The sequence below is a fragment of the Synechococcus sp. MU1642 genome (genome assembly GCF_020514115.1).
Lineage (GTDB): Bacteria > Cyanobacteriota > Cyanobacteriia > PCC-6307 > Cyanobiaceae > Parasynechococcus.
In genome coordinates this window covers 87,551-114,322 of the sequence record NZ_VTKZ01000005.1, presented here as the reverse complement: position 1 = coordinate 114,322, position 26,772 = coordinate 87,551, and the positions used below count along the sequence as shown (strand labels likewise).

The following is a 26,772-nucleotide window of genomic DNA, read 5'->3' as shown; positions in this document are numbered from 1 at the left end:
GCAGGGGGATCGCTGATCCCCCTTCTGAACTCCTTGTTTCGATTCCTTTCCAGCGCACCTTTCCATGACCTGGCTTCTGCTCGCTGAAGCAGGTGTTCCGGAGGGAGGTCTTTTTGACCTCGATGCCACCCTTCCGCTGATGGCGGTTCAGGTGGTTCTCCTCACCTTCCTGCTCAATGTTCTCTTCTTCCGTCCGGTCGGCAAGGTCGTGGAAGATCGTGAGGGCTACATCTCCACCAGTCGTGCTGATGCCAAGCAGAAGCTCGCCCAGGTTGAACGCCTGGAAGCTGATCTGGCTGAACAGCTGAAAGGTGCCCGCCAGGCCGCTCAGGCGGTGATTGTTGAGGCGGAACAAGAAGTTGATCGGCTGTACCGCGAAGCGCTGGCCCAGGCGGAAGCTGAAGCCAACCGCACCAAAGAGGAAAGCCGTCGTGCCATCGAGGCCGAGCGTGAGTCCGCCCGTACCCAGCTCAAGGGTCAGGTGGATCAGCTGAGCACCACGATCATCAACCGTTTGCTGGCCGCGTGATGACCCTCAATCTCAATCCGCTCGAAACCAATCTGGTCAACCTGGTCATCGTGATCGGGCTCCTGTTCTGGTTCCTGCGCGGGTTCCTGGGAGGAATCCTGGAACGCCGCCGCACCGCCATTCTTCAGGAGTTGCAGGAGGCTGAGTCCCGCCTGAAAACCGCCACAGAAAACCTGAGCCAGGCCCAGTCCGAATTGGCTGCTGCTCAGCAAAAAGCTGAAAAGATTCGTGCTGATGGTCAGGCCCGCGCTGCAGGTATTCGTGCCGAAGGCGAGAAGCGCACTATTTCTGTGATGGCAGCCATCAAGGCTGGTGCCAATGCCGATGCTGAAGCCGACGCTGCTCGGATCAAGGACAGCCTGCGTCGTGAGGCCGCTCTGGCGGCAATCGACAAGGCCCTTGCCGAACTTCCCGGTCGTCTTGATGCCAGTGCTCAGGCCAAGTTGATCGATTCCACAATCAAAAATCTGGAGAACGCCTGATGCCTCTCCTCAATTCCCTCGCAACCCCTTACGCCGAAGCACTGCTTCAGGTCACTGAGGCCCGAGGTGAGTCTGAAACCGTTGCCGATCAATGCAAGCAACTGCTTGCGATATGGAACGATTCCGAAGACTTCCGCGACGCCATGGTGTCCCCGGTTCTTGAGCCGGACGCCAAGAAGAAAGCTCTCAAGGCGCTTGTCGGTGAGGATGTCACTCCTTCAGTTTTCAACTTGCTGAAGGTGCTGGCTGACCGCCAACGACTCATCGCTTTTGATGCGGTGATGCTTCGCTACCTCGAGCTTTATCGGGAACAGCAGGGCATCACGCTGGCCCAGGTCCGTTCTGCTCAAAGCCTCACTGAGGATCAACAGGCGGCACTGTCCAAAAAGGTGCAGGCCATGGCCGGCACCAACAAGGTCGACATCGACCTCAGTGTGGATCCGTCCTTAATCGGCGGTTTCGTCGTGAGTCTCGGATCTCAGGTGATCGATGCCAGCCTGTCTGGCCAGGTTCGTCGCCTTGGTCTGGCACTCGCCAAGGCGAGCTGACCTCACTCTTTCCTCCACCGCACCTTCCTCCCCAACTCCCAGCTGGGATCACACGCCATGGTTTCCATCCGTCCTGACGAGATCAGCGCCATCCTCAAGAAGCAGATTGAGGACTATGACAAGTCGGTTTCCGTCAGCAATGTCGGCACCGTTCTGACAGTGGGCGACGGCATCGCCCGTGTCTACGGCCTGCAGCAAGCCATGGCCGGCGAACTCATTGAATTTGAGGACGGTACCGAAGGCATCGCCCTGAACCTCGAAGACGACAACGTCGGCGCGGTGCTGATGGGTGAGGGATACGGCATCCAGGAAGGCAGCACGGTGAAGGCCACCGGCAAGATTGCCGCTGTCCCAGTAGGTGAAGGCATGCTGGGCCGGGTGGTGAACTCCCTGGGCCGCGCCATCGATGGCAAGGGTGAAATTGCCTCCAGCGAAACGCGCCTGATTGAATCAATGGCGCCCGGCATCATTCAACGCAAGTCGGTTCATGAGCCGATGCAGACCGGCATCACCGCCATCGACGCGATGATCCCCGTTGGCCGTGGCCAGCGCGAGTTGATCATTGGTGACCGCCAGACCGGCAAGACAGCTATTGCGATCGACACGATCCTGAACCAGGCGGATCAGGACATGATCTGCGTTTACGTCGCTGTGGGTCAGAAGGCTGCTTCTGTGGCCAACGTTGTTGAGGTGCTGCGTGAGCGCGGCGCCCTCGACTACACCGTGATCGTTGCTGCCAACGCTTCCGAGCCCGCTGCGCTCCAGTACCTGGCTCCTTACACCGGTGCCACCATTGCCGAGTACTTCATGTACAAGGGCAAGGCAACCTTGGTGATTTACGACGATCTCTCCAAGCAGGCTGCCGCCTACCGCCAGATGTCGCTCTTGCTGCGTCGCCCGCCCGGTCGTGAGGCCTATCCCGGTGACGTCTTCTATTGCCACAGCCGTCTGCTCGAGCGTGCAGCCAAGTTGTCTGACGCCATGGGCAAGGGTTCTATGACTGCTCTGCCGATCATCGAGACCCAAGCCGGTGACGTTTCGGCTTACATCCCCACCAACGTGATTTCGATCACGGACGGTCAGATCTTCCTCAGCTCAGACCTTTTCAACTCAGGTCTGCGTCCTGCGATCAACGTGGGTATCTCCGTGAGCCGGGTGGGCGGTGCTGCCCAGACCAAGGCCATTAAGAAGATTGCCGGCACCCTGAAGTTGGAGCTGGCCCAGTTCGACGAGCTGGCTGCCTTCTCTCAGTTCGCTTCAGACCTGGATGCTTCCACTCAGCAGCAGCTGGAGCGTGGCAAGCGTCTGCGTGAACTGCTCAAACAGCCTCAGTTCAGCCCCCTGATCCTGGCTGAGCAGGTCGCCATCGTTTACGCCGGTGTGAAGGGCCTGATCGATGACGTCCCCGTCGCCAAGGTCGTCGACTTCTCCCGTGAACTGCGTGAGTACCTCAAGTCCAACAAGGCTGAGTTCATCACCGAAATCCAGGAGAAGAAAGTGATGAGTCCTGAGGCTGAGGCGATCCTTAAGGACGCCATCACTGAAGTCGTGTCCACCATGGTCGCTTCCGCGGCCTGAAGGAGCTGCCGACATGGCGAATCTCAAAGAAATCCGAGACCGAATTAAGTCGGTCAAAAACACCCGCAAGATCACCGAGGCCATGCGCCTCGTGGCTGCGGCCAAGGTGCGCCGCGCACAGGAGCAAGTGCTTCGCAGCCGTCCTTTCGCGGATCGGCTGGCGCGGATTCTGGAAAACCTCCAGTCCCGCATGCGTTTCGAAGACGCAGCCTCTCCTCTGATGCAGCAGCGTGATGTGGAGACCATCACCCTGGTTGCTGTCACTGGTGATCGCGGCCTCTGTGGTGGCTACAACGCCAACATCATCAAGCGCACTGAACAGCGTTTTGCTGAGCTGAAGGGCAAAGGCTTTGATGTGAAGCTGCTGCTGATCGGCACCAAAGCCATCGGCTACTTCACCCGTCGTGACTACCCGATCCAGGCCACCTTCTCTGGCCTGGAACAGGTTCCTACCGCCGATGAGGCCAACTCCATCTCCACGGATCTGTTGGCTGAATTCCTGGCTGAAAGCACCGATCGCGTCGAGCTGATCTTCACCAAGTTCCTCAACCTGGTGAGCTGCAAGCCTGTCGTTCAGACCCTGCTGCCCTTGGACCCCCAGGACATCGCTGATCCTGAGGATGAGATTTTCCGTCTCACCACCAAGGACGGCCTTCTGACAGTGGAGCCCGGTGCAGGCCCTGCCAACACGGAGCCGAAGATCCCTTCGGACATCGTGTTTGAGCAGACCCCCGAACAGCTGCTCAATGCGCTGCTCCCCCTGTATCTGCAGAACCAGATGCTGCGTTCCCTGCAGGAATCGGCAGCTTCTGAGCTGGCCAGCCGGATGACCGCCATGAACAACGCCAGCGATAACGCCAAGGAGTTGGCCAAGACCCTCACCCTTGACTACAACAAGGCACGTCAGGCTGCGATTACCCAGGAGATCCTGGAAGTGGCAGGCGGTGCCGCAGCGGTCGGCTAATTATCTCGATCGATTTTTTGAAAGCCGGTCCCTAGGGGCCGGTTTTTTTGTGCCGTGTTTACGGTTAAGCGGAGGGGTTTGGAGGTGTTGGCGTGCTTCAGCTTCATCAGCTCTTCCCCACCGTGGTGGCAACCACTCAAATTCGGCTCGATCCCCTGCAGCAAGCGTCCTGCATGCAGGCCCTGCTGAAGCTTCGCGGCGAGGCCGAAGGCAACCCCAGTGAAGGGTGCGCCTGGACGGGTGACCTACATGGGGTGTGGCAGCTCCATCAACAGGAGCCCTTTCAGGCTCTGGCCCAGCTGGTTGTCGATCAGGCCTGGAGTTACCTCGATTCGCTGGGCTTCACTCGCAGCCAAGTGGCCCTACATCTGCAGCGTTGCTGGCCTGTGATCAGCGATTGGGATCAAGCGGTTGGACGGCACCATCACCCCAATGCCCACCTCAGCGCTGTTCTCTACCTCTCGGGCACGGGCTGTGGTGAGGAGGGCGTCCTACGCCTGCATGCGTCCCATCAACCCAATGAGTTGGTGGCGGGTTTGGCGGTTGGTTACGGCGGTCCGATTGCTGAAGGCCACCCGTTGAATCAGTCCCACTGGGATCTGGCCCCACGCCCGGGTTTGCTCGTGCTGTTTCCGTCGAGCCTGCAGCACAGCGTTCTGCAAAACGAAGACCCAGACGAGCTGCGCTGTTCCATCAGTTTTGATTTCGTGCTGACGGCTCCGGAGCAGGGTGGCTCTCCGGAGTATCTTGCGCCCCATCCACGCCATTGGGGGGCGTTGGACGAGCCCATTGCCTGAGAGAATGCGGCCTCTTCCTTGTTGAGCCCGGCATGTCCGACGTGGCCACTTACACCGTCAGCGCCGAGTTCGAAGGCGAAATTCACAGCTTTTCCTGCCGCGCCGACCAAACGGTGCTGAATGCTGCTGAGGCCGCTGGCATCACCCTTCCCAGCTCCTGCTGCTCCGGGGTCTGCACCACCTGTGCTGCGCTGATCAGCGAGGGCAGTGTTGAGCAGCCCGATGCCATGGGTGTGAAAGGTGAGCTTCAGCAGCAGGGCTACAGCCTGCTGTGCGTGTCTTTCCCGCGGGCCGATCTCACCCTCAAGGCGGGGCAAGAGGATGCGCTCTACGAAGCCCAGTTCGGTCAATATCAGAAGTGAGGCTCACCAGCCTGCAACGCCAACTCCTCTGGCCCGCTGATGTGCCGCTGGTGGAGCTGCGCAGCTGGATTCGTCAGCAGTTGGCTGAAGAGGGTGATGTGCTGCGTTGGGCTCTTACCGCAGTGGGATCTAGCGCCGATGGTGCTCGAACCCTTCATGTTGAGGCGGTGATCAGCGCATGAGCTCGGCACCAATGCCAACGCTGATGCTTGTGCCGACGGGCATTGGTTGCGACATCGGGGGCTATGCCGGTGATGCCCTGCCGTCAGCACGGTTGCTGGCTGCAGCGAGCGGCTGCCTGATCACCCATCCCAATGTGATGAATGGGGCTTCGCTCTATTGGAGTGATTCCTGCGTGCATTACGTCGAGGGCTATGGCCTCGATCGTTTTGCTGTGGGTGAGTGGGGCCTGCGGCCGGTGCGGAAGCAACGGATCGGTTTGCTGCTGGATGCCGGCATCGAGCCCGAGCTGGTCCAGCGCCAGATACAGGTGGCCGAGGGCTGCCGCGCCAGCTTGGGTTTGGACATCGGCCCAGTTATTACAACGGATGCATCGCTTGACGTGACACTCGAGCGCGGTGCCAGTGGCGCCAGCTGGGGGCGACTGGGGTGTCCCGATGCCTTGTTGCGGGCTGGTGAACGCTTGAAGCAGGCCGGTGCGACGGCGATTGCGGTGGTCGCCCGCTTCCCGGAGGATCCGGAAAGTGAGGAGCTGGCGGCCTATCGCCAGGGCAGTGGCGTCGATGCTCTGGCTGGCGCTGAAGCGGTGATCAGCCACCTGCTGGTGAAGCACCTGCAGATCCCCTGTGCTCACGCGCCCGCTTTGGACCCGTTGCCCCTGGATCCGCAGCTTGATCCGAGGGCGGCGGGTGAGGAGCTCGGCTACACCTTCCTGGCCTGCGTCTTGGTGGGGCTGAGCCGAGCACCGGATCTGGTGACCGGCGACCGTCAGTTCGGCGACCTTGATGCGGCGCAATTGGGCGCGGTTGTTGTTCCTGAAGGAGCCCTGGGGGGGGAGGCGGTGCTTGCTTGCATGGAGCGCAATCTGCCAGTGGTCTGCGTGGCCAATCCATCGGTGCTGTCGGTCTCTGCCGATGCCCTTGGCTTGAGCCAGGGCGCTCTCCATGCCAGCAGTTACTGCGAGGCAGCAGGTTTGGTGCTGGCATTGCGGGAGGGTTTGAGTCCGGCGTCCCTGGGCCGGCCATTGCCAGCGTTACAACGGTTGGATTAATGCCTGGCGGTTTTGGTGGAGCCCTCGATCAGAACCCTTGCCCCTGTGGGGGCGGTGCTTATGGCAGCTGCTGTGCGCCCTTGCATCGCGGCGATCAGCGTGCTGAAACGGCTGAACAGTTGATGCGCTCAAGGTATTCAGCCTTTGCGCGCTGCGAAATCGACTATCTGCTGGCCACCCATTCTGAGCCGGATGTTCCTGCACAGCAGCGGCACCGCTCCCTGGAGCAGAGTTGCCGGCAGACCCGTTGGCTCGGCTTGACCGTTCTCGCAGTCAGCGGCGGCGGCCCGCAGGATCTAGAGGGAACGGTGCAGTTTGAAGCCCGTTATCGGGGAGGGGTGCTGAAGGAAACCTCCTTGTTTCAGCGTCGCGATGGCGCGGAGGATGGCCCTTGGCTCTATGTGGGTGCACTCCATTTGGAGGGCTAACGCAGGCAGGCCATCGGATGCCGAGATGGAAGGCCCAGCGCTTTGGCCACGCCGGGATGGCAGACCGATCCCTGCACCGTGTTCAGGCCGGAAAGCAGTTCCGGCCTTTCCGTCACCGCTTCCTCCAGACCTCGCCCGGCGATGCCCAGGATGTAGGGAAGCGTCACGCTCACGAGTGCTTCTGTTGAGGTGAACGGCACCGCCCCCGGCATGTTGCCAACGCCGTAGTGCTGGACGCCGTGGATGCTCACAGTGGGATCGCGGTGGGTCGTTTCCTGGCTGGTGGCGATGCAGCCTCCCTGGTCGATCGCTACATCCACGATCACCGAGCCAGGGCGCATCTGCTGCACCATTCCTTCGTCCACAAGGGTGGGGGCCCGACCCCCAGGGGTGAGCACGGCCCCGATCACCAGGTCCGCTGTCGGCACCAACCGTTCCAGCAGCCCGCGGCTGCTCACCACACTCATCAACCGACCGCGACGGTCGGCCTCAAGGCTTCGCAAGCGCTGGGGTGAGCGGTCGAGCAGCAACACCTCGGCATCCATTGCGGCTGCCGTACGTGCTGCATTCCAGCCCACGGTGCCGGCGCCAAGCACCACCACCCGGGCTGGTTGCACGCCGGTGCAGCCCCCCATCAACACGCCTCGGCCGCCATGGGGTTTCTCCAGCAGGTGAGCTCCTACCTGGGCCGCCAAGCGCACTGCGATTTCGCTCATGGGTGCCAGCAACGGCAGGCTGCCATTCTCCAGCTGCACGGTTTCATAGGCGATGGCTGCGGTGCCCGCCTCAAGCAGGGCCTCGCCAACGCTGGGGTAAGCCGCCAGATGCAGGTAGGTGAAGAGCACCATGTCCTTCCGCAGGTAGGCAAATTCCTCTGCCTGCGGTTCCTTCACCTTCACCACCAAATGGGCGCCCCAGGCCTCGTCGCGGTTCACCAGCTGAGCACCTGCGGAGGCGAAGGCCTCATCACCGATTCCGGCTCCAGCCCCGGCTCCGGTTTCGATGCGCACCTCCAAGCCCTGGCTCACCAGCTCCCGCACTGCGTCGGGGGTCAGCGCCACGCGCTGCTCATCAAGCTTGATCTCCTTCGGCACACCGATGCTGGCCATCGGGGCCGAGAGGACGGAGGCGGCCATGGCGGCGTCAAGGGGATCCTTTCAATCTGGCTCCGCTGCGCGTAACCCGCCACATCTCAGTGAGGGCATTGCTTTAAGTCGCTGCAATTGGTAACCGCCAACCGCTGCCGAAGGCCTGGGGGCTCACCTTGAGCAAGGGTGCCGCTTGGCGGCGCTTGAACTCGGCCCGTTTCATCATCCGTTCCACCCGCTCCACCAGAGCGGGATCGTGGCCGGCGGCCACCAGGGTTGTTCCGGACTGGCGCTCTTGGATCAGAGCTTTGAGCAGAGAATCCAGGGCGTCGTAGTCGGGCAGGGAGTCGCTGTCTTTCTGGTTGGGTCGCAGCTCGGCGCTGGGGGGTTTGCGTCGAATCGTTTCACCCACCAGCTCCCCTTGCACTGGAAGCCCCAGGGCTTGGCGGCAGTTCCGGGCTGCGTCGCTGTCGAGCCAGTCGCACAGGGAAAACACGCTGGTTTTGTAGAGATCGCCAATCACCGCTAGCCCGCCGTTCATGTCGCCGTAGAGGGTGCAGTAACCCACGGCTAGCTCGGATTTGTTTCCGGTGGTGAGCAGCAGTTGGCCCTGCTGGTTGGCCACGGCCATCAGCAGGGTGCCGCGAATTCGCGATTGAAGATTTTCCGCCGTCACGCCCTGGGGTGTATCCCCAAGCGGTGCGCTGAGGGCCTGGTCGTAGCTTTCCATCAGGCCGGCGATGGGCACTGTGTTGGTCTGTAGCCCCAACCGTTCGGCTAAGGCCAAGGCATCGTCAATGGATCCTGAGGAGCTCCAAGGGGAGGGCATCAACAGCGCCGAGACCGCCTCGTTCCCCAGGGCTGCGGTGGCGATCACGGCCACCAGCGCTGAGTCGATGCCGCCGCTCAACCCCAGCAATGCTTGTTTGAACCCGCATTTCCTGGCGTAGTCACGCACCCCAAGCACTAGGGCTCGGAACAGCCGCTCCAAGGGATCCATCGGCTGGATCTGGCCCTGGGACTGCACAGTGGCGGGATGGCCGCTGTCCCATACCGCGAGGTGCTCCTCACAAACGGGAAACTCCAGCTGTAAAGCGCCATCGGCTCCCACCACAAAACTAGCCCCGTCGAACACCAGCTCGTCGTTGCCTCCCACTTGATTGAGGTAGATCAGTGGACAGTTGAGGCGTCGTGCCGCCGCCGCCGCCAACCGTTGGCGCAAGGCTGGCTTGGCGGCATCGAAGGGCGATGCCGCCAGATTGATCACCAGATCAGGCTGTTCGGGGATCAGTTGATCGATGGGATCCGGTCCGTCCAGGCGCTCGCGCTGCAGGCCGTCATCCACCCAGAGGTCTTCGCAGATGGTGAGGCCCAGTCGCTTCCCGTTGGGTAGGGTGAGTAGGCAGGGACCATCGCCGGGGCGGAAGTAGCGCCGCTCATCGAAGACGTCGTAACTGGGCAGTAGCTGTTTCTGCGCAATCGGCCGCCAGCCCAAGCGATTCACCAGCACCACACCGTTGAGCAGCCGTGGGCTGCGGGCATCTGCGGCCGGCAGCGCAGCACCCACCAACAGGGTGACGCTGCTCTTGAGTTGGTTCACCAGCCACTGCAGCGCAGTGTCCTGCTGCTCGATGCGGCTCGGCTCGAGTAACTGGTCCCGGGGGGGGTAGCCCCAGAGGGAGAGCTCCGGGGTTAGCACCAGTTCTGCCCCTTGCTCCTCCGCCCTGCGCACCGCTTCCAGAATCCGGGCGGAATTCCCCTTGAAGTCGCCGACCACGGGGTTGAGTTGGGCCAGGGCGATGCGCATCAGCAGGGACTCCCTGAAAGGCCATAAAGATTGTGTTGGAGCAAAAGCGGCCACACCGCTTCAGGGATCTGAGCTTCATCGGGTTGCTGCCGCAGTTGCGAACTGGCGGTGGCAGGAACCTCCAGATCCAGCAGCTCTACCCGTCCGCCCAGATCGCGCAGGGCCTGCAGCGTGGCTTCCTCGAGGGGCCAACCCTTGCGGGGGGCGATCGCCAATCGGCACTGCGGCAGCCAGCAATCGCTTTGTTTCCAGCGAGGAATCTGGCCGGCGAGATCGCTGCCCACAACAAACACCAGTTCCCGGTTAGGCCAATGCTTAGCGGCCCGCTGCAAGGTGATCAAGGTGTGTGGGCTGCTCAGATGCTGGGCCAGCTCCAGTCGTTCATCCTGCAGTTGCTGCACCAGCTGGCCGAGCAGCATCGACCGCAACGCCAGGGGAGCATCGTGTTGTTTCAGCGGGTTGTCGCTCGCCCAGGTCACCACCTGGCCGTAGCGGTTCAGCAGCCCCTCCAATAGCACCTGATGGCCGCGGGTGGGTGGATCGGCGCTGGTGCCCAGCAAGGCGATGGCAGCAGCGATCATCTCAGGGCAGCAGTGGTTGTAGATCCTGCTCCAGGGCTTTGGGCCAGCGCAATAGCCAGTGGTGCACCACAGGATCCCGTTCGGCCAGGCGGCGCAGCAGAGCCCCCGGTTGACCGCCGCGTCGTCGTAGCAATTGCTGGGCGACCAGACGTCCCGTTCGGCGGCTGGCATGCACCGCCAGGGCGGCCTGGGCGAGAGCCACAGGGGCTGCCGGGGCCAAACTGCTGCCGCCGCTCACCGGCATCAGCAGCAGCAGAGCTTGCTTCAGGGCTGCCAGCCCCAGCTGAACGCCGCCCAGCAGGGCGTTGTGGCTGGAGAGTCGGGTGAGCAGCAGTCGTGCCGCTGCTGGTGTCATCGGCAGGTTGTAAAGACGGCTGAGCTGTAGCACCAGGGCGGTGTCGCAGGCCATGCCTCCTGCCATATCCAACGCCATCACAGGGTTGACGGCCACGCCGGTGGCCTTGGCGGCTGCATAACGACCGATCAGGCTTTGGGCGGTATGGCGGTGCTGTTGCAGCCGCAGTTCTTGGCAGGCTCTCTGGAAGCGATCGGCCTGGCGCAGCGACTGGATCGCAAGCAGCAGGCTGCCTTCGTTCTCCAGCTGCTGGTAGAGCTGCTTCTGCAGATCATGCACCTCCGGCGTCGTGATGGCGCTGCGCACCCGCCCATCGGCCTGGATCTGGGGGCTGCGGGGCGCTGCCGCTGCCGCGGTGATCGGCAGATCCACCGGTAGCCGGGCGCGAATGCTGCGCAGCAGCGCGGCACGCTCTTGTTCCGGCCAGCGGTCACTACGGTTGAGCACGAGCTGCAGGGGCTTGCCGCTGTCCAGCAGGGTGCTCAAGGCCTCTAGGTCGGCCCGGGTTAGATCGCTGTCCACCACGAGCAGCACCAGGTCGGCCCCCATGGCCATGCGGGAGGCCAAGCGAGCCCTCCCGGCGGCATCGATTTCATCAATGCCTGGGGTGTCCACCAGTTCAACCCTGGTCAGCCCCGCAATCGCGACGGGCCAGTCAACCGCCTGTTGATGACGTGTGCTCCCGTGGGCGACATCCGTCTTCAGCAGCTGCCGTTGGATCAAGGCATTAATCAGGCTGGATTTGCCTACGCCAACTCGTCCAAACAGGGCAATGCGCAGGCGCCGTTGCTGCAACCGTTTCAGCTGTCGATCCAACAGCTGCAATTCTCCCCCCAGTAGTCCCCGCTCGCGGGCGCTCAGCTGGAGCTGGCTGCGCCAGCGCTCTACTAGCAACTGGCAGCGTTCAACGGTGTGGGGCGGGGTGGGGTGCATCCCGCTCATGCTGCCGGCTTGCGCCACCACCCGGCCAGTACCGCCAGCACGGATTCGGCGCCGATCACGCCGACGAAGCCCCCGAATTCATCCACTACCACGCGCACGCCGCTGCTGTCGCGCCGGAAGCCCGTCAACAGCCGATCGGCACGGATCATCTCCGGCACATATTCCACCGGTTCGCAGAGGTCAACGGGCGTGAGTAGCCCACGGTTCTCCAACAAGGCGGTGAGGACCCGTTCGCGGCTGGCCACGCCAAGCACCTTGTCCACCTGATCGCCGAGCACCACCCACCAGGGGTCGTTGGTGCTCATCAGCTTGGCCCGCTGGGCTTCGATGCTCAGGCTGCCGTCCAGGGTGGGCGCCGCCACCCGCGGCGTCATCAGGTCGCGGGCGGTGAGATCGTTCAGCTGAAACACCTTGCCGATCATCGCGGCTTCATCAGCTTCGATTTCTCCTTTCTGGGAGCCAAGGCGGGCCAGCAGACGGATCTCCTCTTCATTGGTGCTGAGTTCCGCTTCGGCGGTGATGGCTGGCAGCATCCGCTCCAGCAGCAGGACCAGGGGCCGCAGCACCAGTCCAAGCCAGTGCAGCAAGGGGGCGCTGGCTAGGGCCACCGGTAGGGCCAGGCGGCTGCCGAGGGCCTTGGGCAGGATTTCCCCCAGCAGGATCACCAGCACGGTGAGGCCTACCGAGAACACAGGCAGAGCGCCTCCGCTGACGTTGCGTTGCTCGAACACCCAGGCCGCGTAACCACCCAGCATCAGGCTGCCGAAAATATTGAAGCCGTTGTTGGCAATCACCAGAGCCGACAGGGTGCGTCCCAGCCGCTTGCGCAGCTGGGCAAGTCGACGAGCCCCCGCGACGGGGCGATCCCGGGACGCCAGCTCGTGCACCCGGATGGGGCTCACAGTGAGTAGGGCCGCTTCCACTCCGGAACACAGGGCCGAGCCCAACAGCACCACCAAAACCAGCAGCAATAGCACCAGGAGATCGGAGCTCATTGCTGTATGAAACTCCTTTAATCGTAGAGGCCCTGGCCAGTTTGGCCTTGCTAGCTGCCATCCTGTTCCCCTCAACGCTTTGCTGCTGTGAACGGCTTCGACTCCGGCATCCACGCGCGTCGTCGCGCCCTGTTCCTGGAGCAACTAGGTGCAGCCGCAGCGGTGATTCCGGCCGCGGCGCTGGCCACCCACCACGCCGACTGCGAGTGGCCTTTCCGGCAGGACAGCGATTTCTATTATCTCACCGGTTTTGATGAGCCGGATGCGGTGGCACTGCTGCTGCCGCATCGGCCCGAGGGGGAGCGCTTTGTGCTGTTCGTGCAGCCCAAGGATCCGGCGGCCGAAGTGTGGACCGGCTTCCGCTGGGGAACCGAGGGTGCGCTGGAGCGCTACGGGGCGGATGTGGCCCATCCGTTGGATCAGCTGAGCGAAAAACTGTCCGAATACCTCGCCGGTGCCGAAGCCATCGCCTTCCGGGTTGGCCGCCACACATCGGTGGAGTCGATGGTGCTCTCAGCCTGGGGGCGGCAACTCGATACCTATGCCCGCACGGGTACTGCGGCTCTGGGACTGGTGGCTCCAACGCCAATCCTGCATCGCCTGCGCTTGCGCAAGGAGCCCCATGAGCTGGAGCGTTTGCGGGAGGCCTGTCGCATCTCCTCAGAAGCCCACGAACTGGCCCGCTCGATCACCCGCCCGGGCATGAACGAGGCTGAAGTGCAGGCGGTGATGGAAGCTCACTTCCGAAGCAATGGGGCCCGTGGACCGGCTTACGGCTCCATCGTCGCTGGCGGGGATAACGCCTGCGTGCTGCATTACACCGCCAATACGTCCCCGCTTCAGGACGGTGACCTGCTGCTGATCGACGCCGGTTGTTCTCTGGAGGACTACTACAACGGCGACATCACCCGTACTTTCCCGGTGAATGGCCGTTTCACGGCGGAGCAGCGGGATCTTTACAGCCTGGTGTTGGCGGCCCAGGAGGCTGCGGTTGACGTTGTGGCTCCCGGCGGAACCGCTGAGGCGGTGCACGACACAGCCCTGCGAATTCTGGTTCAGGGCCTGGTGGAGTTGGGCCTGCTGATCGGAGATGTGGACGGCATCATCGAGCGAGGCGACTACCGCCACCTGTACATGCACCGCACCGGCCATTGGCTGGGTCTTGATGTGCATGACGTGGGGGCGTATCGGCTCGGTGAGCAACCTGCGCCGCTTGAGCCAGGCGTGGTGCTCACCGTTGAGCCCGGTCTGTACCTCAGCGATCGCCTTAGCGTGCCGGAAGGACAGCCTGAGATCGACGATCGCTGGAAAGGCATCGGCATCCGCATCGAAGACGACGTTGCCGTGACCGAGACCGGCCATGAGGTACTCACCGCGGGCGCCCTCAAGAGCGTTGCTGCGATGGAGCGTTGATCAAGATCATGCCCTTGACCTCTGTGAGCACGATCATCAGCACCGAGAACATCGAGTCTCGAGCCAGGGTCGGGTTCGTCTCACCCGTCAGCATCGTGGAGGCGATTAAGGCCAGTTCAATCACGATCATGGACCCTGTCAGCACCAAGGTTCCCAGCGGTTCCCCGAGGCGCTCCGCCAGTTGGTCGGCATGGTGCGCCACCCCCGCGCCATCAGAAGCACCAGCAGACTGAGCAGGGCAAGGCCCTCAGCACGGCCAGGGCGGGCTCAGCAGCAGCCAGTCGAGCAGGTTGGTGGTCTCATGGCCGACCAGGGTTAGCAGTCCGTTCAGCAGCGGAGTTTCGCGGAGGACAGCTGCCCTCACGCCGTGGCTCCCTCCCAGGACAGCAAAGCTTTGGTGCCCATCAGCACTTGATCGGCGCCGGCCTCCCGCAGCCGTTGTTCATAGATTTCGCGCGCCGCAGCCTGCTCTGCGGTTTGCAGGTGAGGCGGCGCTACCGCAAGACTCACGAAGTGTTGTTCCGGCCAGTGTTTGCGGGCCTGGATCACGGTGTGCACATCGGCCACGGTGTCGCCGAGATAAGCCACCTGCGCTCCCTCGCTATCCGCTCCAAGGGCTTTGGCCAGGCGGATCAAGCCTGTGGGGTTCGGTTTGTCGGGGGCATCGCCCATCGCGATCAGGGGAGGGTTCTGGAGTCCCAGGCGCTGCTGCAGCACGAAGCGGGCTGAGGGAGGCTCAGCCCCGCTCACAAATCCCCAGCGCAGCTTTCGCTCCGACAGCGTGGCGAAAAAACTGGTGTCCACTAAAAGAGGCTCATCGCCGATGAAGCCCGTCCATTGGCTGGGATCCCCTTCCGGATCACCCCCGAAGTAAAAGCCGCTGAACACATCGATCAGCGCGGCGCGATCCGGCAACTCAGCACCATGGCGCCTCAGCAGTTCAAGGCTCGCGTCCCAGTCGTTGTTCCAAGCTCCTTCGGCCTTCAATGCATCGATGGCATCAGCGCTGGGCTGCCAACCGCAGTAGTGCTGCACGGTGCATTGGAGGGCCCGTCGGTAGCTGCCCGCTACATCGCGGATTACACCATCGATGTCGAACAGCAGGATGGTTGGGGATCCCAGAACGTCTGACGGGGAGCGGCTGGTAGGTTAGTTGTTTGTAGTTCTGTCTTGAGCGCTGACACCATGACGGTCACCGAAGGCGCTGCCCCTACCGACCAGGAGGTCGCGACTCCGTCCGCCGACGCGGCTGAAGGCGCCACCCAGGCAGCTGAAACCACTGAAAAGTCTGCAGCCAGCGAGGGCGAAGGCCGTCCTGTGCTGAAGGGCGCCGCTGCGGCTCTGGCCACGGCCACCATCGATGCAGATGGTGTTCCCTCTGGTTACACCCCCAAGGCCGATGAGGGCCGCTTCCTGCTGAAGATCCTCTGGCTTCCCGACAACGTTGCCCTTGCGGTTGATCAGATCGTTGGCGGTGGCCCCAGCCCCCTCACCTCCTACTTCTTCTGGCCCCGTGAAGATGCCTGGGAAAGCCTGAAGACTGAGCTGGAAGGCAAGAGCTGGATCACCGACAACGAGCGGGTTGAAGTGCTCAACCAGGCCACTGAGGTGATCAACTACTGGCAGGAAGAGGGCAAAGGCAAGAGCCTCGACGAGGCCAAGGCCAAGTTCCCCGACGTCACCTTCTGCGGTACCGCCTGACTCTGCTCCGCTTTTCAGCTTGTCCGCAGAAACCTGCCTTCGGGCAGGTTTTTTTGTGCCTACCACCTACCAATATCTGATAAAAGATCCAAAAACCACCATTAAAAAAGCCAGGGGCGGAAACCCCTGGCGCGTTGTACATCATCCGTGGAACAGGTGGATGAATCAGTCGGCTGTTTTGCTGGCCTGAAGACGAGCGCGAGCTTCATTCAGCTGTTGCTGGGCCTTGAGCTTTTCCGGAGAAGCCGGTTGGCCTTCCATGCCAGCCACCAGGGTGGTGGCCTTCTGGAAAGCGGTCTCGGCGGCAGCGCCATCGATGGCGCTGCCCAGTTCGGCCTTGTTCACCAGAACGGTGACTTCATCAGCATCCACTTCGGCGAAACCCCCCATCAGGGCGATGGAGTTCCAAGCACCGTTTGCACGTACCCGAAGCACGCCGGTGTCGATGGCGGTGAGCAGGGAGATGTGGCCAGGCAGGATGCCGAGTTGACCGGTGGTGCTGGGCAGGATCACCTCGTCGGCGCTGCCATCAAAGACGTTCTGGTCTGTTGCCAGCACGCGGAGGGTGAGGGACATGAACCTTGGTTCGAAAAGAGAACGGACTGTCGAGAACGTGATCGGGGGTGTGATTCACACCCCCACAGTGATCACTTGGTTTCGGCGGCGATCTTCTCGGCTTTGGCTTTCACTTCCTCGATGTTGCCCACCAGGTAGAAGGCGGCTTCGGGAAGGCTGTCCAGCTCACCGGCAAGGATCTGGTTGAAACCAGCGATGGTCTCCTCCAGCTTCACGTACTTGCCGGGCATGCCGGTGAAGATCTCGGCCACGAAGAAAGGCTGGGAGAGGAATTTCTCAACCTTGCGGGCACGATCCACGGTGCGACGGTCGTCTTCCGACAGTTCGTCGAGACCCAGAATCGCGATGATGTCCTGCAGTTCCTTGTAGCGCTGCAGGGTTGACTGCACGGCGCGGGCGGTGCGGTAATGCTCGTCACCCACCACAGCTGGCTGCAGCATGGTGCTGGTGGAATCCAGAGGATCCACAGCGGGGTAGATGCCCTTGGAGGCCAGGGCACGGTTCAGCACCGTGGTGGCGTCGAGGTGAGCAAAAGTGGTGGCCGGAGCGGGGTCGGTCAGGTCGTCAGCAGGCACATAAACCGCCTGGATCGAGGTGATCGAACCTTCAACGGTCGAAGCAACGCGCTCCTGCAGTGCACCCACGTCTGTGCCGAGGGTGGGCTGGTAGCCCACAGCGGAAGGCATGCGGCCCAGCAGTGCAGACACCTCGGAACCGGCTTGCACGAAGCGGAAAATGTTGTCCACGAACAGCAGCACGTCCTGCTTGTTCACGTCGCGGAAGTGCTCCGCCATGGTCAGAGCGGAGAGACCCACGCGCATGCGAGCGCCGGGGGGCTCGTTCATCTGGCCGTAGCAGAGGGCCACCTTGGACTTGGAAAGGTCGTCGGCGTTGATCACGCCGGATTCCTTGAATTCCTCGTAGAGGTCGTTGCCCTCACGGGTACGTTCACCCACGCCACCGAACACAGACACACCGCCGTGCTCCTTGGCGATGTTGTTGATCAGCTCCTGAATAAGCACGGTCTTGCCCACACCGGCGCCGCCGAACAGGCCGACCTTGCCGCCCTGGCGGTAGGGAGCCAGGAGGTCGATCACCTTGATGCCTGTCTCGAACACCTTGGGCTTGGTCTCAAGCTCGGTGATGTTGGGGGCATCCCGGTGGATGGGAGCGGTGGTGGTGGTGTTGACGGGACCCTGCTCGTCGACGGGCTCGCCCAATACGTTGAAGATGCGGCCGAGGGTGCCTTCGCCCACGGGCACGGAAATTGGTGCGCCGGTGTCGACGGCTTCCATGCCGCGCACCAGACCGTCGGTACCACTCATGGCAACGGCACGAACCCGGTGATCACCCAGAAGCTGTTGAACTTCAGCGGTCAGGGCGACGTCATCACCTGCGGGGTTTTTTCCCTCGATGCGCAGGGCGTTATAGATCTTGGGCAGTTTCCCGGCGGGAAATTCCACGTCCAGAACCGGGCCGATCACCTGACGGATCACACCCTTGGTGCCAGCAGATGCAGGAGCAGAAGCGACCATAGGAAGGAGAGTTGCGGGAACAGGCGCTGTGCGCTCGGGCCCATTCAGAGCGGCGCAACCTTACCACTGCTGTGGTTTTTCCTCATTGGTTCGGTCACCCGCACAGCTTGAGGTATGGCCTGAGGGGTGGTGGGTTGCATACGTTGGCACTCATCGGCATCGAGTGCCAACTCGCGTCGATGCGTGGCGCATTGCGCCCTGTCCCTGCTCCTGCAAATACCTATGGCTGCTGTTTCTCTCAGCGTCTCGACCGTCAAACCCCTCGGCGACCGCGTGTTCGTCAAGGTCTCTGAATCCGAAGAGAAGACCGCCGGCGGCATCCTTCTGCCTGACACCGCCAAAGAAAAGCCCCAGGTGGGTGAAGTGGTTCAGGTGGGCCCTGGCAAGTGCAACGACGACGGCAGCCGTCAGGCTCCCGAAGTTGGTGTGGGCGACAAGGTCCTCTACAGCAAGTACGCCGGCACCGACATCAAGCTCGGCAGCGATGAATACGTGCTGCTGTCCGAGAAGGACATCCTGGCTGTCGTCAACTAAGACCAGTCCCGCTGCATTGTGGCTTGAGTCTCAACTCAGCCTTCCTCAATCATCCTCTTCATTAGGAAACGCCTTCCATGGCAAAGCGCATCATCTACAACGAGAACGCCCGTCGCGCTCTCGAAAAAGGAATCGACATCCTTTGCGAAGCCGTCGCCGTGACCCTGGGTCCCAAGGGTCGCAACGTGGTGCTCGAGAAGAAGTTCGGCGCACCCCAGATCATTAATGACGGTGTCACCATCGCCAAGGAGATCGAGCTCGAAGACCACATCGAGAACACTGGTGTTGCTCTGATCCGTCAGGCCGCCTCCAAAACCAACGACGCTGCCGGTGACGGCACCACCACCGCCACCGTTCTGGCCCACGCCATGGTCAAGGCGGGTCTGCGCAATGTGGCTGCCGGTGCCAATGCCATCACCCTGAAGAAAGGCATCGACAAGGCTTCCGATTTTCTGGTCAGCAAGATCAAGGAAATGGCCAAGCCCATCGCTGACAGCAACGCCATCGCCCAGGTGGGCACCATCTCCGCTGGCAACGACGAAGAAGTCGGCAAGATGATCGCCGATGCCATGGACAAGGTTGGCAAGGAAGGTGTGATCTCTCTCGAAGAGGGCAAGTCCATGGAGACCGAGCTCGAGGTCACCGAGGGCATGCGCTTCGATAAGGGCTACATCTCGCCTTACTTCGCCACCGATACCGAGCGGATGGAAGCCGTCCTCGACGAGCCCTACATCCTGCTCACCGATAAAAAGATCGGTCTTGTGCAGGATCTGGTTCCTGTGCTGGAGCAAATCGCCCGCACCGGCAAGCCTCTACTGATCATTGCTGAGGACATTGAGAAGGAAGCCCTCGCCACCCTTGTGGTGAACCGCCTGCGGGGCGTGCTGAACGTGGCCGCTGTGAAGGCTCCTGGTTTCGGTGATCGCCGCAAGGCCATGTTGGAAGACATGGCTGTGCTTACCAATGGTCAGCTGATCACCGAGGACGCTGGTCTCAAGCTGGAGAACGCCAAGCTCGAGATGCTGGGCACCGCCCGTCGCATCACGATCAACAAGGACACCACCACCATCGTTGCCGAGGGCAATGAGGCGGCTGTCGGCGCCCGCTGCGACCAGATCAAGAAGCAGATGGACGAGACCGACTCCACTTACGACAAGGAAAAGCTGCAGGAGCGTCTGGCCAAGCTGGCCGGTGGCGTGGCTGTGGTGAAGGTGGGTGCGGCCACCGAAACCGAGATGAAGGACAAGAAACTCCGTCTCGAAGACGCCATCAACGCCACTAAGGCGGCTGTTGAGGAAGGCATCGTTCCTGGCGGCGGCACTACCCTGGCTCACCTGGCTCCTGCCCTGGAGCAGTGGGCTGCCTCCAGCCTGTCCGGCGAGGAACTGATCGGCGCCAACATCGTGGCTGCTGCTCTGACTGCTCCCTTGATGCGTATCGCTGAAAACGCAGGTGCCAACGGCGCTGTTGTGGCTGAAAACGTCAAGGCTCGCGCTGGAGCCGAAGGCTTCAATGCTGCCACCGCTCAGTATGTCGACATGTTGGCTGCCGGAATTGTTGACCCCGCCAAGGTGACCCGCTCCGGTCTGCAAAATGCCGCGTCCATCGCTGGCATGGTGCTGACCACCGAGTGCATCGTGGCTGATCTGCCCGAAAAGAAGGAAGCAGCTCCTGCCGGCGGCATGGGCGGCGGCGACTTCGACTACTGATCGAAGTGCGGGTGGTCAAGCGACCACCCGATCACGCCAACTCAAGTCATGCCAAGAGGTCCTGTGGGGCCTCTTTTTTATGCCCGGAAACTGTCTTGTAAAGCCTAGATTTTGCAAGACATGTGGCTCGTGGGGGGCAGTGTCAGTTGCAGGCCGTGAAGGATGTGAGGTGCATCTCTGCGCCGGCTAACGTCTTGCTACGTATGGTTATGTCGGGACACATGCCCCAGCGCCCAGGTGCCTTTGCCGCCCAGTTTTCTCCTGAGACGCTGCAGCGTTTCAAGGACCTCTGCCGACAGCAAGACAAGGCCTACTCCAAGGTGTTGGAGCGTCTTGCACTGCTGTACGTCGAAACGGATGGAGGAATACTTTCCAAAGCCAGCACGGCTTCGGCTCCGTCGAAAGGCGTGCAAAAAAGGCAAGTTCAGGTTGAATCTCTGCAAAATAAATTGTTGGAAGATTTGTTGAAGCGCATTGAAATCCTCGAAAAGAAGGAAACAAAAACGTTGTATGAGTTGGATCGGGTCTACAAGGAAATTGCTTTTTTGAAATCTGGTTTGAAAAGCCCCAATTGACTTTTTTGTTTTGCCCTCTGGTTCCTAGGTATTTTTGACTGCGATCACTTGGTCTTTATGGGCAAATTCTGCAGATTCTTGGCTTCACAATCGCTTTGCTGGCCTGTGGTTTGCTGTTCGACCAGATATTGGTTGAATGATTTTATTATTTCTGAAGTGTCGTGGCTTCAGTTCAAGACTGCTTCCACATAAATCAATTCTGGCTGCGTGATGAACGCATGGTTTGTAGATCTCGAAATGCTGCCTCGGTTTTTGTTTTGGGTTTTGCTCTAAATCTTTTTTCGAGATTCTTTTGGCTCGCGAAACTGATCGAAGCAGAGTGGTAAGTCGATAACGAGCAATTCAGCCATCAGGTTGGAGCTTCCTGCAAAGAATGCATGCTCAAAATTGAGTTTCTGAACGGGTTGGTTTAGTTCAACCAACCAGCACTCAGGATCACGGCCAAGGACAAAAATATCGCCAGGCAAGTCCATGTCAGCCGATTCAACGTTGCTTCAGCACTGCTGGCGCTGCTGAACATGGAGCTGCCGCTCGCAGCCAAACCACCCATACCATCACCTTTGGGGCTATGCAGCAGCACCAGAACGATCAACAGAAGGCCTGTACCGATCCAGCTCCAGGACAAAATTGAGGTCAACGTCATACGGAGAGGGGAAGCCTAGCGGTCTTAGGGGTGGGGTCCATTTGGGACATGGGTGCAATCAGGCTTTGGCCGGTCATGGCCGCTGGTTGAGCTAGGTCAAGAATCTGCAGCAAGGTGGGTGCGATATCGGCAAGGCCTCCGTTATCGCGGAGTGTGATCGCGTTGCCATGGCCAGGAAGTTTGCGCTGTTCTCCCTCGATCAGGATCGCTGGTACAGGATTGGTGGTGTGGGCGGTCCAGGCCTGACCATCCGGGCCCTGCATCAACTCTGCATTGCCATGATCAGCCGTGATCAGCATGGTTCCGCCCTGACGCCCCACCGCATCCAACAACCGGCCAATGCAGCCGTCCACGGTTTGGATGGCCTCCTTGGCGGCACCCATCACACCGGTGTGCCCCACCATGTCGGGGTTGGCGTAGTTGATCACAATCAGTGAATATTCTGCCTTCTCAATGGCTGAAATACAGCTGTCGGTGAGTTGCTTGGCCGACATCGCCGGTGAAAGGTCGTAGGTGGCGACCCTCGGCGAGGGCACTAAGTGACGCTCTTCACCCGACAGTGGCTGTTCGATGCCACCGTTCATGAAGTAAGTGACGTGGGGATACTTCTCCGTTTCGGCAGTGCGGTACTGCTTCAGCCCGGCGTCGGCTACCACCTGCCCCAACAGCTGGTCGAGCGGCTCAGGAGGGAAGACGACTTGAACGGGCAGGTCTTGTTCCACCTGAGTGAAGGTCACCACGTCTAAATCCGGAGTGTGGCTGCGCTCGAACCCCTCGAAGTTGCGTAGGCAAAGCGCCTGCACGATCTGACGGGCGCGATCGGGTCGGAAGTTGAACACCAGAACACTGTCACCGTCCTTGATGACGCTGTTCTGAAGCCGCACCGGTTCGAGGAATTCATCGGTGATCTCCTCGGCATAACTGTCTACGAGCACCTGGTCTGCAGTACGGCTGTCAACAGCGATGTTTGGATCGGTGTAGAGGTTGTAAGCCTTTTCGATTCGCTCCCAGCGCTTGTCCCGGTCCATGGCCCAGTACCTGCCACAGAGGCTGGCTAGCTGGCCCACGCCGCTTCGGCTCAGGGCTGCTTCAACCTGGCTGATGTATCCCGGTGCGCTCTGGGTGGGTGTGTCGCGACCATCGGTGATGGCATGCACGGCGAGATCGGAGATGCCGCTGTCGGCAGCCCACTGGATCAGCCCACAGAGATGGTCCACATGGCTGTGGACGCCACCATCGGAGCAGAGGCCAAGCAGGTGCAGGGTCCCGCCCCGCCTTTGAGTGCGTTCGACTAGTTCCTTGAGCGCTTGGGTGTCGCTCAGTTGATTGCTGCGCACCGTGTCGCTGATCCGCACCAACTCCTGGCGAATGATGCGGCCTGCACCGATGGTCAGGTGGCCCACTTCAGAGTTGCCCATCTGTTGATCGGGCAGTCCCACATGGGAGCCACTGGCCTCAATCAAGGTGTGTGGATAGGCATGCCACAGGGCATCCATAACAGGAGTGACGCTTTGCTGGATCGCGTTGTGCTCGCTTGCGCTCCTGTACCCCCAGCCATCAAGAATGGCCAAGACAACCGGTGCAACTGTCCCGGAGCGTCCTGAACCGTTGGTAGTGCTTTTCCCCACGTTCACCCGCGACCGACGGTTCTCAAGGACTCTTGCAGAATCAACCTAACGCCACGCCCGCCCTCAAGCTCAAGTTTCACCCAATCCCAACACCCCTGCAACGCTCAACCCTCCATGGCCGACCCAGACCGGATCGAAATTCTCTCGGAGCGTGAGCTTGGTTTAACCCTGGCGCGTTTGGCGTCACAGGTGCTGGAGAGTGCCGACGACAGTCGTCGATTGATGCTGTTGGGAATCCCCACCCGTGGCGTTCAGTTGTCCAGGGTTTTGGCGCGGGAATTGGAGCGGTTGACGGGCCATGCCATCTCCCAGGGGGCTATTGATCCCACGTTCCATCGCGATGATCTGGAGCGCATCGGCACCCGTCTGCCCCAGCTCACGACTCTGCCCACCAGCATTGAGGACCGACAGGTGATCCTGGTGGACGATGTGATCTTCACGGGGCGGACGGTGCGTGCCGCGTTGGAGGCCATGCAGAGCTGGGGGCGGCCGCAAAGGGTGATGTTGCTGGCCATGGTGGATAGAGGCCATCGGGAGCTCCCGATTCAGCCTGATTTCTGTGGCCGCGATGTTCAGACCCGACGCAGCGAAACCATCGAGCTGCGCCTAAGGGATGTTGATGATGAGGAGGGGGTGTTCCTCAGCCGTGTTAGCCGGCAGGCTTGAGTTCGTCGGTGCGGAAATGGGCTTTGTAGCGGCCGAAGGCAACGATCACGGGAAGCGTTGGGCTGATCACCCGACCTTTCCAATCATTGAGAACGATCGCCACCTCACCGGACTGGCCTTTCATGTCAAAGGCCTGGCCCCGATGTTCGGGATGGTTGAACACAACGACGGATGCCTCCACCGTCACCCTGTCGCCCGCCTTCATCGCACCTGAGTCATCCACAGAGTCATCTTGTCACGGGCTCGGGGATGAGCGCCGACAGAAACTTTCCGGTCCGTCCTCTTCAACGCGACCACCAAGGTGACTGCAGCCCATGGAAAAGGCTGCCCAGGGGTCCAATCCTTGGAGCAACTGGTCCTCGACGGCGGCATTCAGCCTGTCACCGCTGATAATGTCGATATGCACCGCTGGATGTTGTTGGTGTTGCTGGGCCTCGCCGAGGGCCTGAATGGCGCTCTCCACCTGTTGCCGGGTGGCGCTTGCCTGCTGCTGCCACCAGGGATGGTCGAGTTTGTTGAGGCTGTCCAAGGCCTCCCACCAGCGTTCCTGCTCCACCATTTGGACCAACCGACGCTCTTCCAACTGGTTGCGGTTCCAGATCTCCATCAGCGTTGCACTGAGTTGGCTGATCGAACTGCGTGCGGGGGCTTTCAGGGGATTCAGTAACTCAAGTGCCTGTTGCAGGTCTCCCTCACGAAACAGAGCAATCGCCTGATCCATCAGGGCCTGGCGCCAGCGTTCGAGGGTCTTGCGATGGAGGTCTAGATCGCCATGGCCGGAAGCGACCAGTTGCTGCTGCAGCGTGAGGGCAGTGATCGGATCGCCTTGGTCCCAGAGATCTTCGGCGTGCTTCTGGCGGCAGAGGGCCTGCTCTTCCGGTGCTCCTTCGCCCAACCAGCGCAGGGATGCGAGTTGCTCACTGGTGCGGATGCAGGCCTCGTAGTCATTCGCGTCGAGGGCGCTCTGGAGCCGCTCCGGCAGTTGTTGTTCCCACAAATAGGCACCTGTCGCAATCGCCAGAACCAATCCCAGGGTTCCAACACCCCAGAGACGAAGCAGCAGTTGGCGCGGTGCCGCCACGAATGGTGGAGCTGAACGTTGGAACTGTTCTATGGAGTGACAGCTCCCGTTCCAAGGGCCTGTGGACGGACGTCTTATCGGACGGCCCCCAGTGTTCGGTGGGACCACGTCCGTCCGGAGCGCAGATCGTTGATTTCCAGCTGAAGCTGCGATTCTTTATCGATGCTCCAGCGCAGCAGCAGGCAGTCTTCTCCCTGTTCTGCGGCGGGTTCCAGGGGCAGTACCAGCTCGCTGCCCGGCCAGGGCTGGTGGGAGACTTCTCCGTCGGTCTGCTCCTGCAGGGTCGGCAACCCATCGACAAAGATCACACTGTTGCTCCCTTGGGGGATGGGTTCCCCCAGCACCAGCTCCAAGCTGTGTTGGCCGCTTCGGCTGGCGGCCAGCACGAGCTCCAGGGGGGCTGGGCTTGGCCAGGGTTGACCGGCCACGAAGAGGGGGTGCCAGCGGTGGCTGTTGCTGCGCTGATCCCAGAAGCGGAGGGAAACGCCGTGTTGCAGCACATCCCGTATGGAGACTCCTGGCGTGAGTTGAAGCGCACCCAGGGCCACGGCTTCCACCGGTGGCGGTGTGAGTAAGGGGGCTGGCGCTGTGTGCTCGGTGAGCCATTGGCGTAGGAGGGGCAGCTGGGCACCGCCTCCGACGGCCACGACGCCCGCCAGATCCTCAAGGTTGCAGTTGTTGCGGCGACCGCCGGCGAGACACTTCTCCAGCAGGTGCTCGAGCGCGTCTCCAAAGCCGCGCTCCATCAGCAGAGTGTTGAGTTCGCTGCGCGACAGACGGAGAACATGCTCCTGCTCATCCACCGCCAACTCCATCAGGGGCTCGCGTTCGGCCAAGGTGGTGTCACTCAGCCTGCATTTGAGCCGTTCGGCGGCATTGAGCAGGGCGGCGCTGGCGGGTTGTCCCGGGCAACAGCGGTCCACAATCCACCGATCGATGTCACGCCCCCCGAGGCGCAGCCCCGCCTTACCTAGGACCTTGGCTGTGCGCAGCATCTGGCGGGTGTTGTCACCCAGGCTGCGTCCCCCCAGCCGCAGCAATTGTGCGATCGGTGCGGCACGACCTTCCCCTCCTTCCAGAGCCACCAGAGCCAGATCCAGGGTGCTTCCGCCCAGGTCCACCACCAGCAGGGTGGAACCAGCTGGAAGGCCGGCACCCATGGCGGCCGCTGTGGGTTCATCCACCAGCGCGATCTCGGCCACCGGCAGCGTGGTGCAGGCCTGCAGCAACCAGCTGCGATAAGCCCTGTAGCACTCAACCGGGGCGGTCAGCACCAGCCGCTCGACCGCGAGATCGCTGGGGAGTCGGCTCCAGATTTGCTGAATCAGCTGTTTTCCAGCCCAGCGGGCTGCTTGCTGCTCTGGGGCATCCGCTTGGCCGATGCGGCCCTTGAAGTCGCGATGCAGACGGATGTCCGCGGAGTCATTGAGTCCTGACTCGAGCACCTGCCGGCCAATCAGGGGCCGTTGCGTCGCGTCCCAAACCAGGCTTGGAATTTCACCGGCCCGGCTGCAGATGGCGGGCAGGTTCAGCAGATCGGCTGTTGTGGATGTGGCTCCCTGATAAGCCACCACCGTGGTGGTGTTGCCCAAATCGATGGCGAGTGTTCCGCCCCGTTGGTCTGAATGCTGAAGCTTTTCTTCGCCCACGCGATCTCTGACCGTGCTCAGGGCACGGTGAAGTCAGGATGAGACTAGGGGGACTGGTGGCGATGGATCGATTGCAACAGCTGATCTTTTCCTTCTACCGGGAAGATCCTGAACTGCAGGACAGGCTGGAGCCGCTGCGGAGCTGTCGTATGCGACGCAGCTGGGGCAGCATCCGCATTGAGTGCATCGACGATGCGCATCTCGAGGAATTGAGTGGTTTGGTCGCTGATCTGCGCTTGCCCTTGGCGGCCTTGGGAATGGGACGTCAGATCGTTTTGCGGGTTCAAGGGTCCCGTCAGCGTGCTTACCCCATGCACGTGCCTTTTCACACCGATCAGCTGGCCTGAGACGGCCACGACTTAATCTGAAGCTGTT

General features: G+C 61.4%; 31 protein-coding genes. 17 read left to right on the top strand and 14 right to left on the bottom strand.

The window, feature by feature from the left end; all coding sequences use genetic code 11:
• Positions 1–64: 64 nt before the first annotated feature.
• The 10 genes from FZZ85_RS07075 to FZZ85_RS07030 all read left to right on the top strand — a co-directional run bounded on the left by FZZ85_RS07075 (position 65) and on the right by FZZ85_RS07030 (position 6,919).
• Positions 65–529 carry a F0F1 ATP synthase subunit B' gene (locus tag FZZ85_RS07075; protein WP_006851720.1) on the top strand — a complete coding sequence of 155 codons (465 nt, stop codon included), beginning with the start codon at positions 65–67 and terminating at the stop codon, positions 527–529.
• Entirely contained in the window at positions 529–1,011 is a 483-nt protein-coding gene (locus FZZ85_RS07070) for a F0F1 ATP synthase subunit B (RefSeq protein ID WP_226413569.1), read from the top strand. The genes FZZ85_RS07075 and FZZ85_RS07070 overlap by 1 nt, the downstream gene beginning before the upstream one ends.
• Positions 1,011–1,559 carry an ATP synthase F1 subunit delta gene (atpH, locus tag FZZ85_RS07065; RefSeq protein WP_226413567.1) on the top strand — a complete coding sequence of 183 codons (549 nt, stop codon included), beginning with the start codon at positions 1,011–1,013 and terminating at the stop codon, positions 1,557–1,559. The genes FZZ85_RS07070 and atpH overlap by 1 nt, the downstream gene beginning before the upstream one ends.
• 57 nt (positions 1,560–1,616) lie before the next feature.
• Positions 1,617–3,137 (top strand): F0F1 ATP synthase subunit alpha, encoded by a 1,521-nt coding sequence (atpA, locus tag FZZ85_RS07060; protein WP_226413565.1) that lies wholly within the window; start codon positions 1,617–1,619, stop codon positions 3,135–3,137.
• A gap of 13 nt (positions 3,138–3,150) precedes the next feature.
• Positions 3,151–4,101 carry a F0F1 ATP synthase subunit gamma gene (locus FZZ85_RS07055; RefSeq protein WP_226413563.1) on the top strand — a complete coding sequence of 317 codons (951 nt, stop codon included), beginning with the start codon at positions 3,151–3,153 and terminating at the stop codon, positions 4,099–4,101.
• A gap of 125 nt (positions 4,102–4,226) precedes the next feature.
• Positions 4,227–4,898 (top strand): putative 2OG-Fe(II) oxygenase, encoded by a 672-nt coding sequence (locus FZZ85_RS07050; RefSeq protein WP_226413561.1) that lies wholly within the window; start codon positions 4,227–4,229, stop codon positions 4,896–4,898.
• A gap of 32 nt (positions 4,899–4,930) precedes the next feature.
• Positions 4,931–5,260, top strand: coding sequence for a 2Fe-2S iron-sulfur cluster-binding protein (locus FZZ85_RS07045; RefSeq protein ID WP_226413559.1), 330 nt, complete (start codon positions 4,931–4,933; stop codon positions 5,258–5,260).
• Positions 5,257–5,442: a hypothetical protein gene (locus tag FZZ85_RS07040; protein WP_226413557.1), complete on the top strand. Its 186-nt coding sequence runs from the start codon at positions 5,257–5,259 to the stop codon at positions 5,440–5,442. The genes FZZ85_RS07045 and FZZ85_RS07040 overlap by 4 nt, the downstream gene beginning before the upstream one ends.
• A complete protein-coding gene (locus FZZ85_RS07035; protein WP_226413555.1) occupies positions 5,439–6,491 on the top strand; it encodes a DUF3326 domain-containing protein in 1,053 nt (350 codons plus the stop codon). Before FZZ85_RS07040 ends, FZZ85_RS07035 begins: the two co-directional genes overlap by 4 nt.
• A complete protein-coding gene (locus FZZ85_RS07030; protein ID WP_226413553.1) occupies positions 6,491–6,919 on the top strand; it encodes a YchJ family protein in 429 nt (142 codons plus the stop codon). Before FZZ85_RS07035 ends, FZZ85_RS07030 begins: the two co-directional genes overlap by 1 nt.
• Here the strand turns inward: FZZ85_RS07030 and ald are convergent.
• From ald to FZZ85_RS07005, 5 genes are all read right to left on the bottom strand, one after another.
• The gene (ald, locus tag FZZ85_RS07025; protein ID WP_226413552.1) at positions 6,916–8,055 is read right to left on the bottom strand and encodes an alanine dehydrogenase; all 1,140 of its coding nucleotides are present in this window, start codon (positions 8,053–8,055) and stop codon (positions 6,916–6,918) included. The two genes, FZZ85_RS07030 and ald, sit on opposite strands and share 4 nt — an antisense overlap.
• Positions 8,056–8,128: 73 nt before the next feature.
• Positions 8,129–9,814, bottom strand: a complete 1,686-nt coding sequence (locus tag FZZ85_RS07020; RefSeq protein WP_226413550.1) for an NAD+ synthase — start codon at positions 9,812–9,814, stop codon at positions 8,129–8,131.
• Positions 9,814–10,395: a nicotinate-nucleotide adenylyltransferase gene (locus FZZ85_RS07015; protein ID WP_226413548.1), complete on the bottom strand. Its 582-nt coding sequence runs from the start codon at positions 10,393–10,395 to the stop codon at positions 9,814–9,816. The genes FZZ85_RS07020 and FZZ85_RS07015 overlap by 1 nt, the downstream gene beginning before the upstream one ends.
• Position 10,396: 1 nt before the next feature.
• On the bottom strand, positions 10,397–11,692 hold the full coding sequence (locus FZZ85_RS07010) for a GTP-binding protein (protein ID WP_226413546.1): 1,296 nt from the start codon (positions 11,690–11,692) through the stop codon (positions 10,397–10,399).
• Positions 11,689–12,687 carry a CNNM domain-containing protein gene (locus tag FZZ85_RS07005; protein WP_226413544.1) on the bottom strand — a complete coding sequence of 333 codons (999 nt, stop codon included), beginning with the start codon at positions 12,685–12,687 and terminating at the stop codon, positions 11,689–11,691. The genes FZZ85_RS07010 and FZZ85_RS07005 overlap by 4 nt, the downstream gene beginning before the upstream one ends.
• Positions 12,688–12,774: 87 nt before the next feature.
• Here FZZ85_RS07005 and FZZ85_RS07000 point away from each other — a divergent pair, with 87 nt between their 5' ends.
• A complete protein-coding gene (locus tag FZZ85_RS07000; RefSeq protein ID WP_226413542.1) occupies positions 12,775–14,100 on the top strand; it encodes an aminopeptidase P N-terminal domain-containing protein in 1,326 nt (441 codons plus the stop codon).
• Here the strand turns inward: FZZ85_RS07000 and FZZ85_RS06995 are convergent.
• Positions 14,072–14,302 (bottom strand): hypothetical protein, encoded by a 231-nt coding sequence (locus FZZ85_RS06995; RefSeq protein ID WP_226413540.1) that lies wholly within the window; start codon positions 14,300–14,302, stop codon positions 14,072–14,074. The two genes, FZZ85_RS07000 and FZZ85_RS06995, sit on opposite strands and share 29 nt — an antisense overlap.
• Positions 14,303–14,460: 158 nt before the next feature.
• Positions 14,461–15,222, bottom strand: coding sequence for a TIGR01548 family HAD-type hydrolase (locus FZZ85_RS06990; RefSeq protein ID WP_226413633.1), 762 nt, complete (start codon positions 15,220–15,222; stop codon positions 14,461–14,463).
• A 63-nt stretch (positions 15,223–15,285) separates the two neighbouring features.
• On the opposite strand from FZZ85_RS06990, the gene FZZ85_RS06985 reads away from it, so the two are divergent.
• Entirely contained in the window at positions 15,286–15,801 is a 516-nt protein-coding gene (locus FZZ85_RS06985) for a 30S ribosomal protein PSRP-3 (protein WP_226413538.1), read from the top strand.
• A gap of 165 nt (positions 15,802–15,966) precedes the next feature.
• Here FZZ85_RS06985 and atpC read toward each other — a convergent pair whose 3' ends face one another.
• Complete coding sequence (gene atpC / locus FZZ85_RS06980; RefSeq protein ID WP_226413536.1) at positions 15,967–16,377, bottom strand: ATP synthase F1 subunit epsilon; 411 nt, start codon at positions 16,375–16,377, stop codon at positions 15,967–15,969.
• 71 nt (positions 16,378–16,448) lie between these two features.
• Positions 16,449–17,912: a F0F1 ATP synthase subunit beta gene (atpD, locus tag FZZ85_RS06975; protein WP_226413534.1), complete on the bottom strand. Its 1,464-nt coding sequence runs from the start codon at positions 17,910–17,912 to the stop codon at positions 16,449–16,451.
• Positions 17,913–18,134: 222 nt separating this feature from the next.
• Here atpD and groES point away from each other — a divergent pair, with 222 nt between their 5' ends.
• The 3 genes from groES to FZZ85_RS06960 all read left to right on the top strand — a co-directional run bounded on the left by groES (position 18,135) and on the right by FZZ85_RS06960 (position 20,730).
• Positions 18,135–18,446, top strand: a complete 312-nt coding sequence (gene groES, locus FZZ85_RS06970; protein WP_226401909.1) for a co-chaperone GroES — start codon at positions 18,135–18,137, stop codon at positions 18,444–18,446.
• A gap of 77 nt (positions 18,447–18,523) precedes the next feature.
• Positions 18,524–20,155: a chaperonin GroEL gene (gene groL / locus FZZ85_RS06965; protein ID WP_226413532.1), complete on the top strand. Its 1,632-nt coding sequence runs from the start codon at positions 18,524–18,526 to the stop codon at positions 20,153–20,155.
• Positions 20,156–20,376: 221 nt separating this feature from the next.
• Positions 20,377–20,730, top strand: coding sequence for a hypothetical protein (locus FZZ85_RS06960; RefSeq protein ID WP_226413530.1), 354 nt, complete (start codon positions 20,377–20,379; stop codon positions 20,728–20,730).
• 409 nt (positions 20,731–21,139) lie between these two features.
• Here the strand turns inward: FZZ85_RS06960 and secG are convergent, their stop codons facing one another.
• Together secG and gpmI are read right to left on the bottom strand one after the other, a co-directional pair.
• The gene (gene secG, locus FZZ85_RS06955) at positions 21,140–21,373 is read right to left on the bottom strand and encodes a preprotein translocase subunit SecG (RefSeq protein ID WP_226413528.1); all 234 of its coding nucleotides are present in this window, start codon (positions 21,371–21,373) and stop codon (positions 21,140–21,142) included.
• Entirely contained in the window at positions 21,370–23,007 is a 1,638-nt protein-coding gene (gene gpmI / locus FZZ85_RS06950) for a 2,3-bisphosphoglycerate-independent phosphoglycerate mutase (RefSeq protein WP_226413526.1), read from the bottom strand. Before gpmI ends, secG begins: the two co-directional genes overlap by 4 nt.
• A 108-nt stretch (positions 23,008–23,115) precedes the next feature.
• On the opposite strand from gpmI, the gene pyrR reads away from it, so the two are divergent.
• A complete protein-coding gene (gene pyrR, locus FZZ85_RS06945) occupies positions 23,116–23,667 on the top strand; it encodes a bifunctional pyr operon transcriptional regulator/uracil phosphoribosyltransferase PyrR (RefSeq protein WP_226413524.1) in 552 nt (183 codons plus the stop codon).
• On the opposite strand, the gene FZZ85_RS06940 is transcribed toward pyrR, so the two are convergent.
• The 3 genes from FZZ85_RS06940 to FZZ85_RS06930 all read right to left on the bottom strand — a co-directional run bounded on the left by FZZ85_RS06940 (position 23,651) and on the right by FZZ85_RS06930 (position 26,397).
• Positions 23,651–23,872, bottom strand: a complete 222-nt coding sequence (locus FZZ85_RS06940) for a ferredoxin-thioredoxin reductase variable chain (protein WP_226413631.1) — start codon at positions 23,870–23,872, stop codon at positions 23,651–23,653. The genes pyrR and FZZ85_RS06940 overlap by 17 nt on opposite strands.
• Positions 23,873–23,902: 30 nt before the next feature.
• On the bottom strand, positions 23,903–24,748 hold the full coding sequence (locus tag FZZ85_RS06935; RefSeq protein ID WP_226413522.1) for a hypothetical protein: 846 nt from the start codon (positions 24,746–24,748) through the stop codon (positions 23,903–23,905).
• Positions 24,749–24,822: 74 nt separating this feature from the next.
• A complete protein-coding gene (locus FZZ85_RS06930; RefSeq protein ID WP_226413520.1) occupies positions 24,823–26,397 on the bottom strand; it encodes an Hsp70 family protein in 1,575 nt (524 codons plus the stop codon).
• A 62-nt stretch (positions 26,398–26,459) separates the two neighbouring features.
• On the opposite strand from FZZ85_RS06930, the gene FZZ85_RS06925 reads away from it, so the two are divergent.
• Positions 26,460–26,744 carry a hypothetical protein gene (locus FZZ85_RS06925; RefSeq protein ID WP_226401891.1) on the top strand — a complete coding sequence of 95 codons (285 nt, stop codon included), beginning with the start codon at positions 26,460–26,462 and terminating at the stop codon, positions 26,742–26,744.
• Positions 26,745–26,772 lie beyond the last annotated feature (28 nt).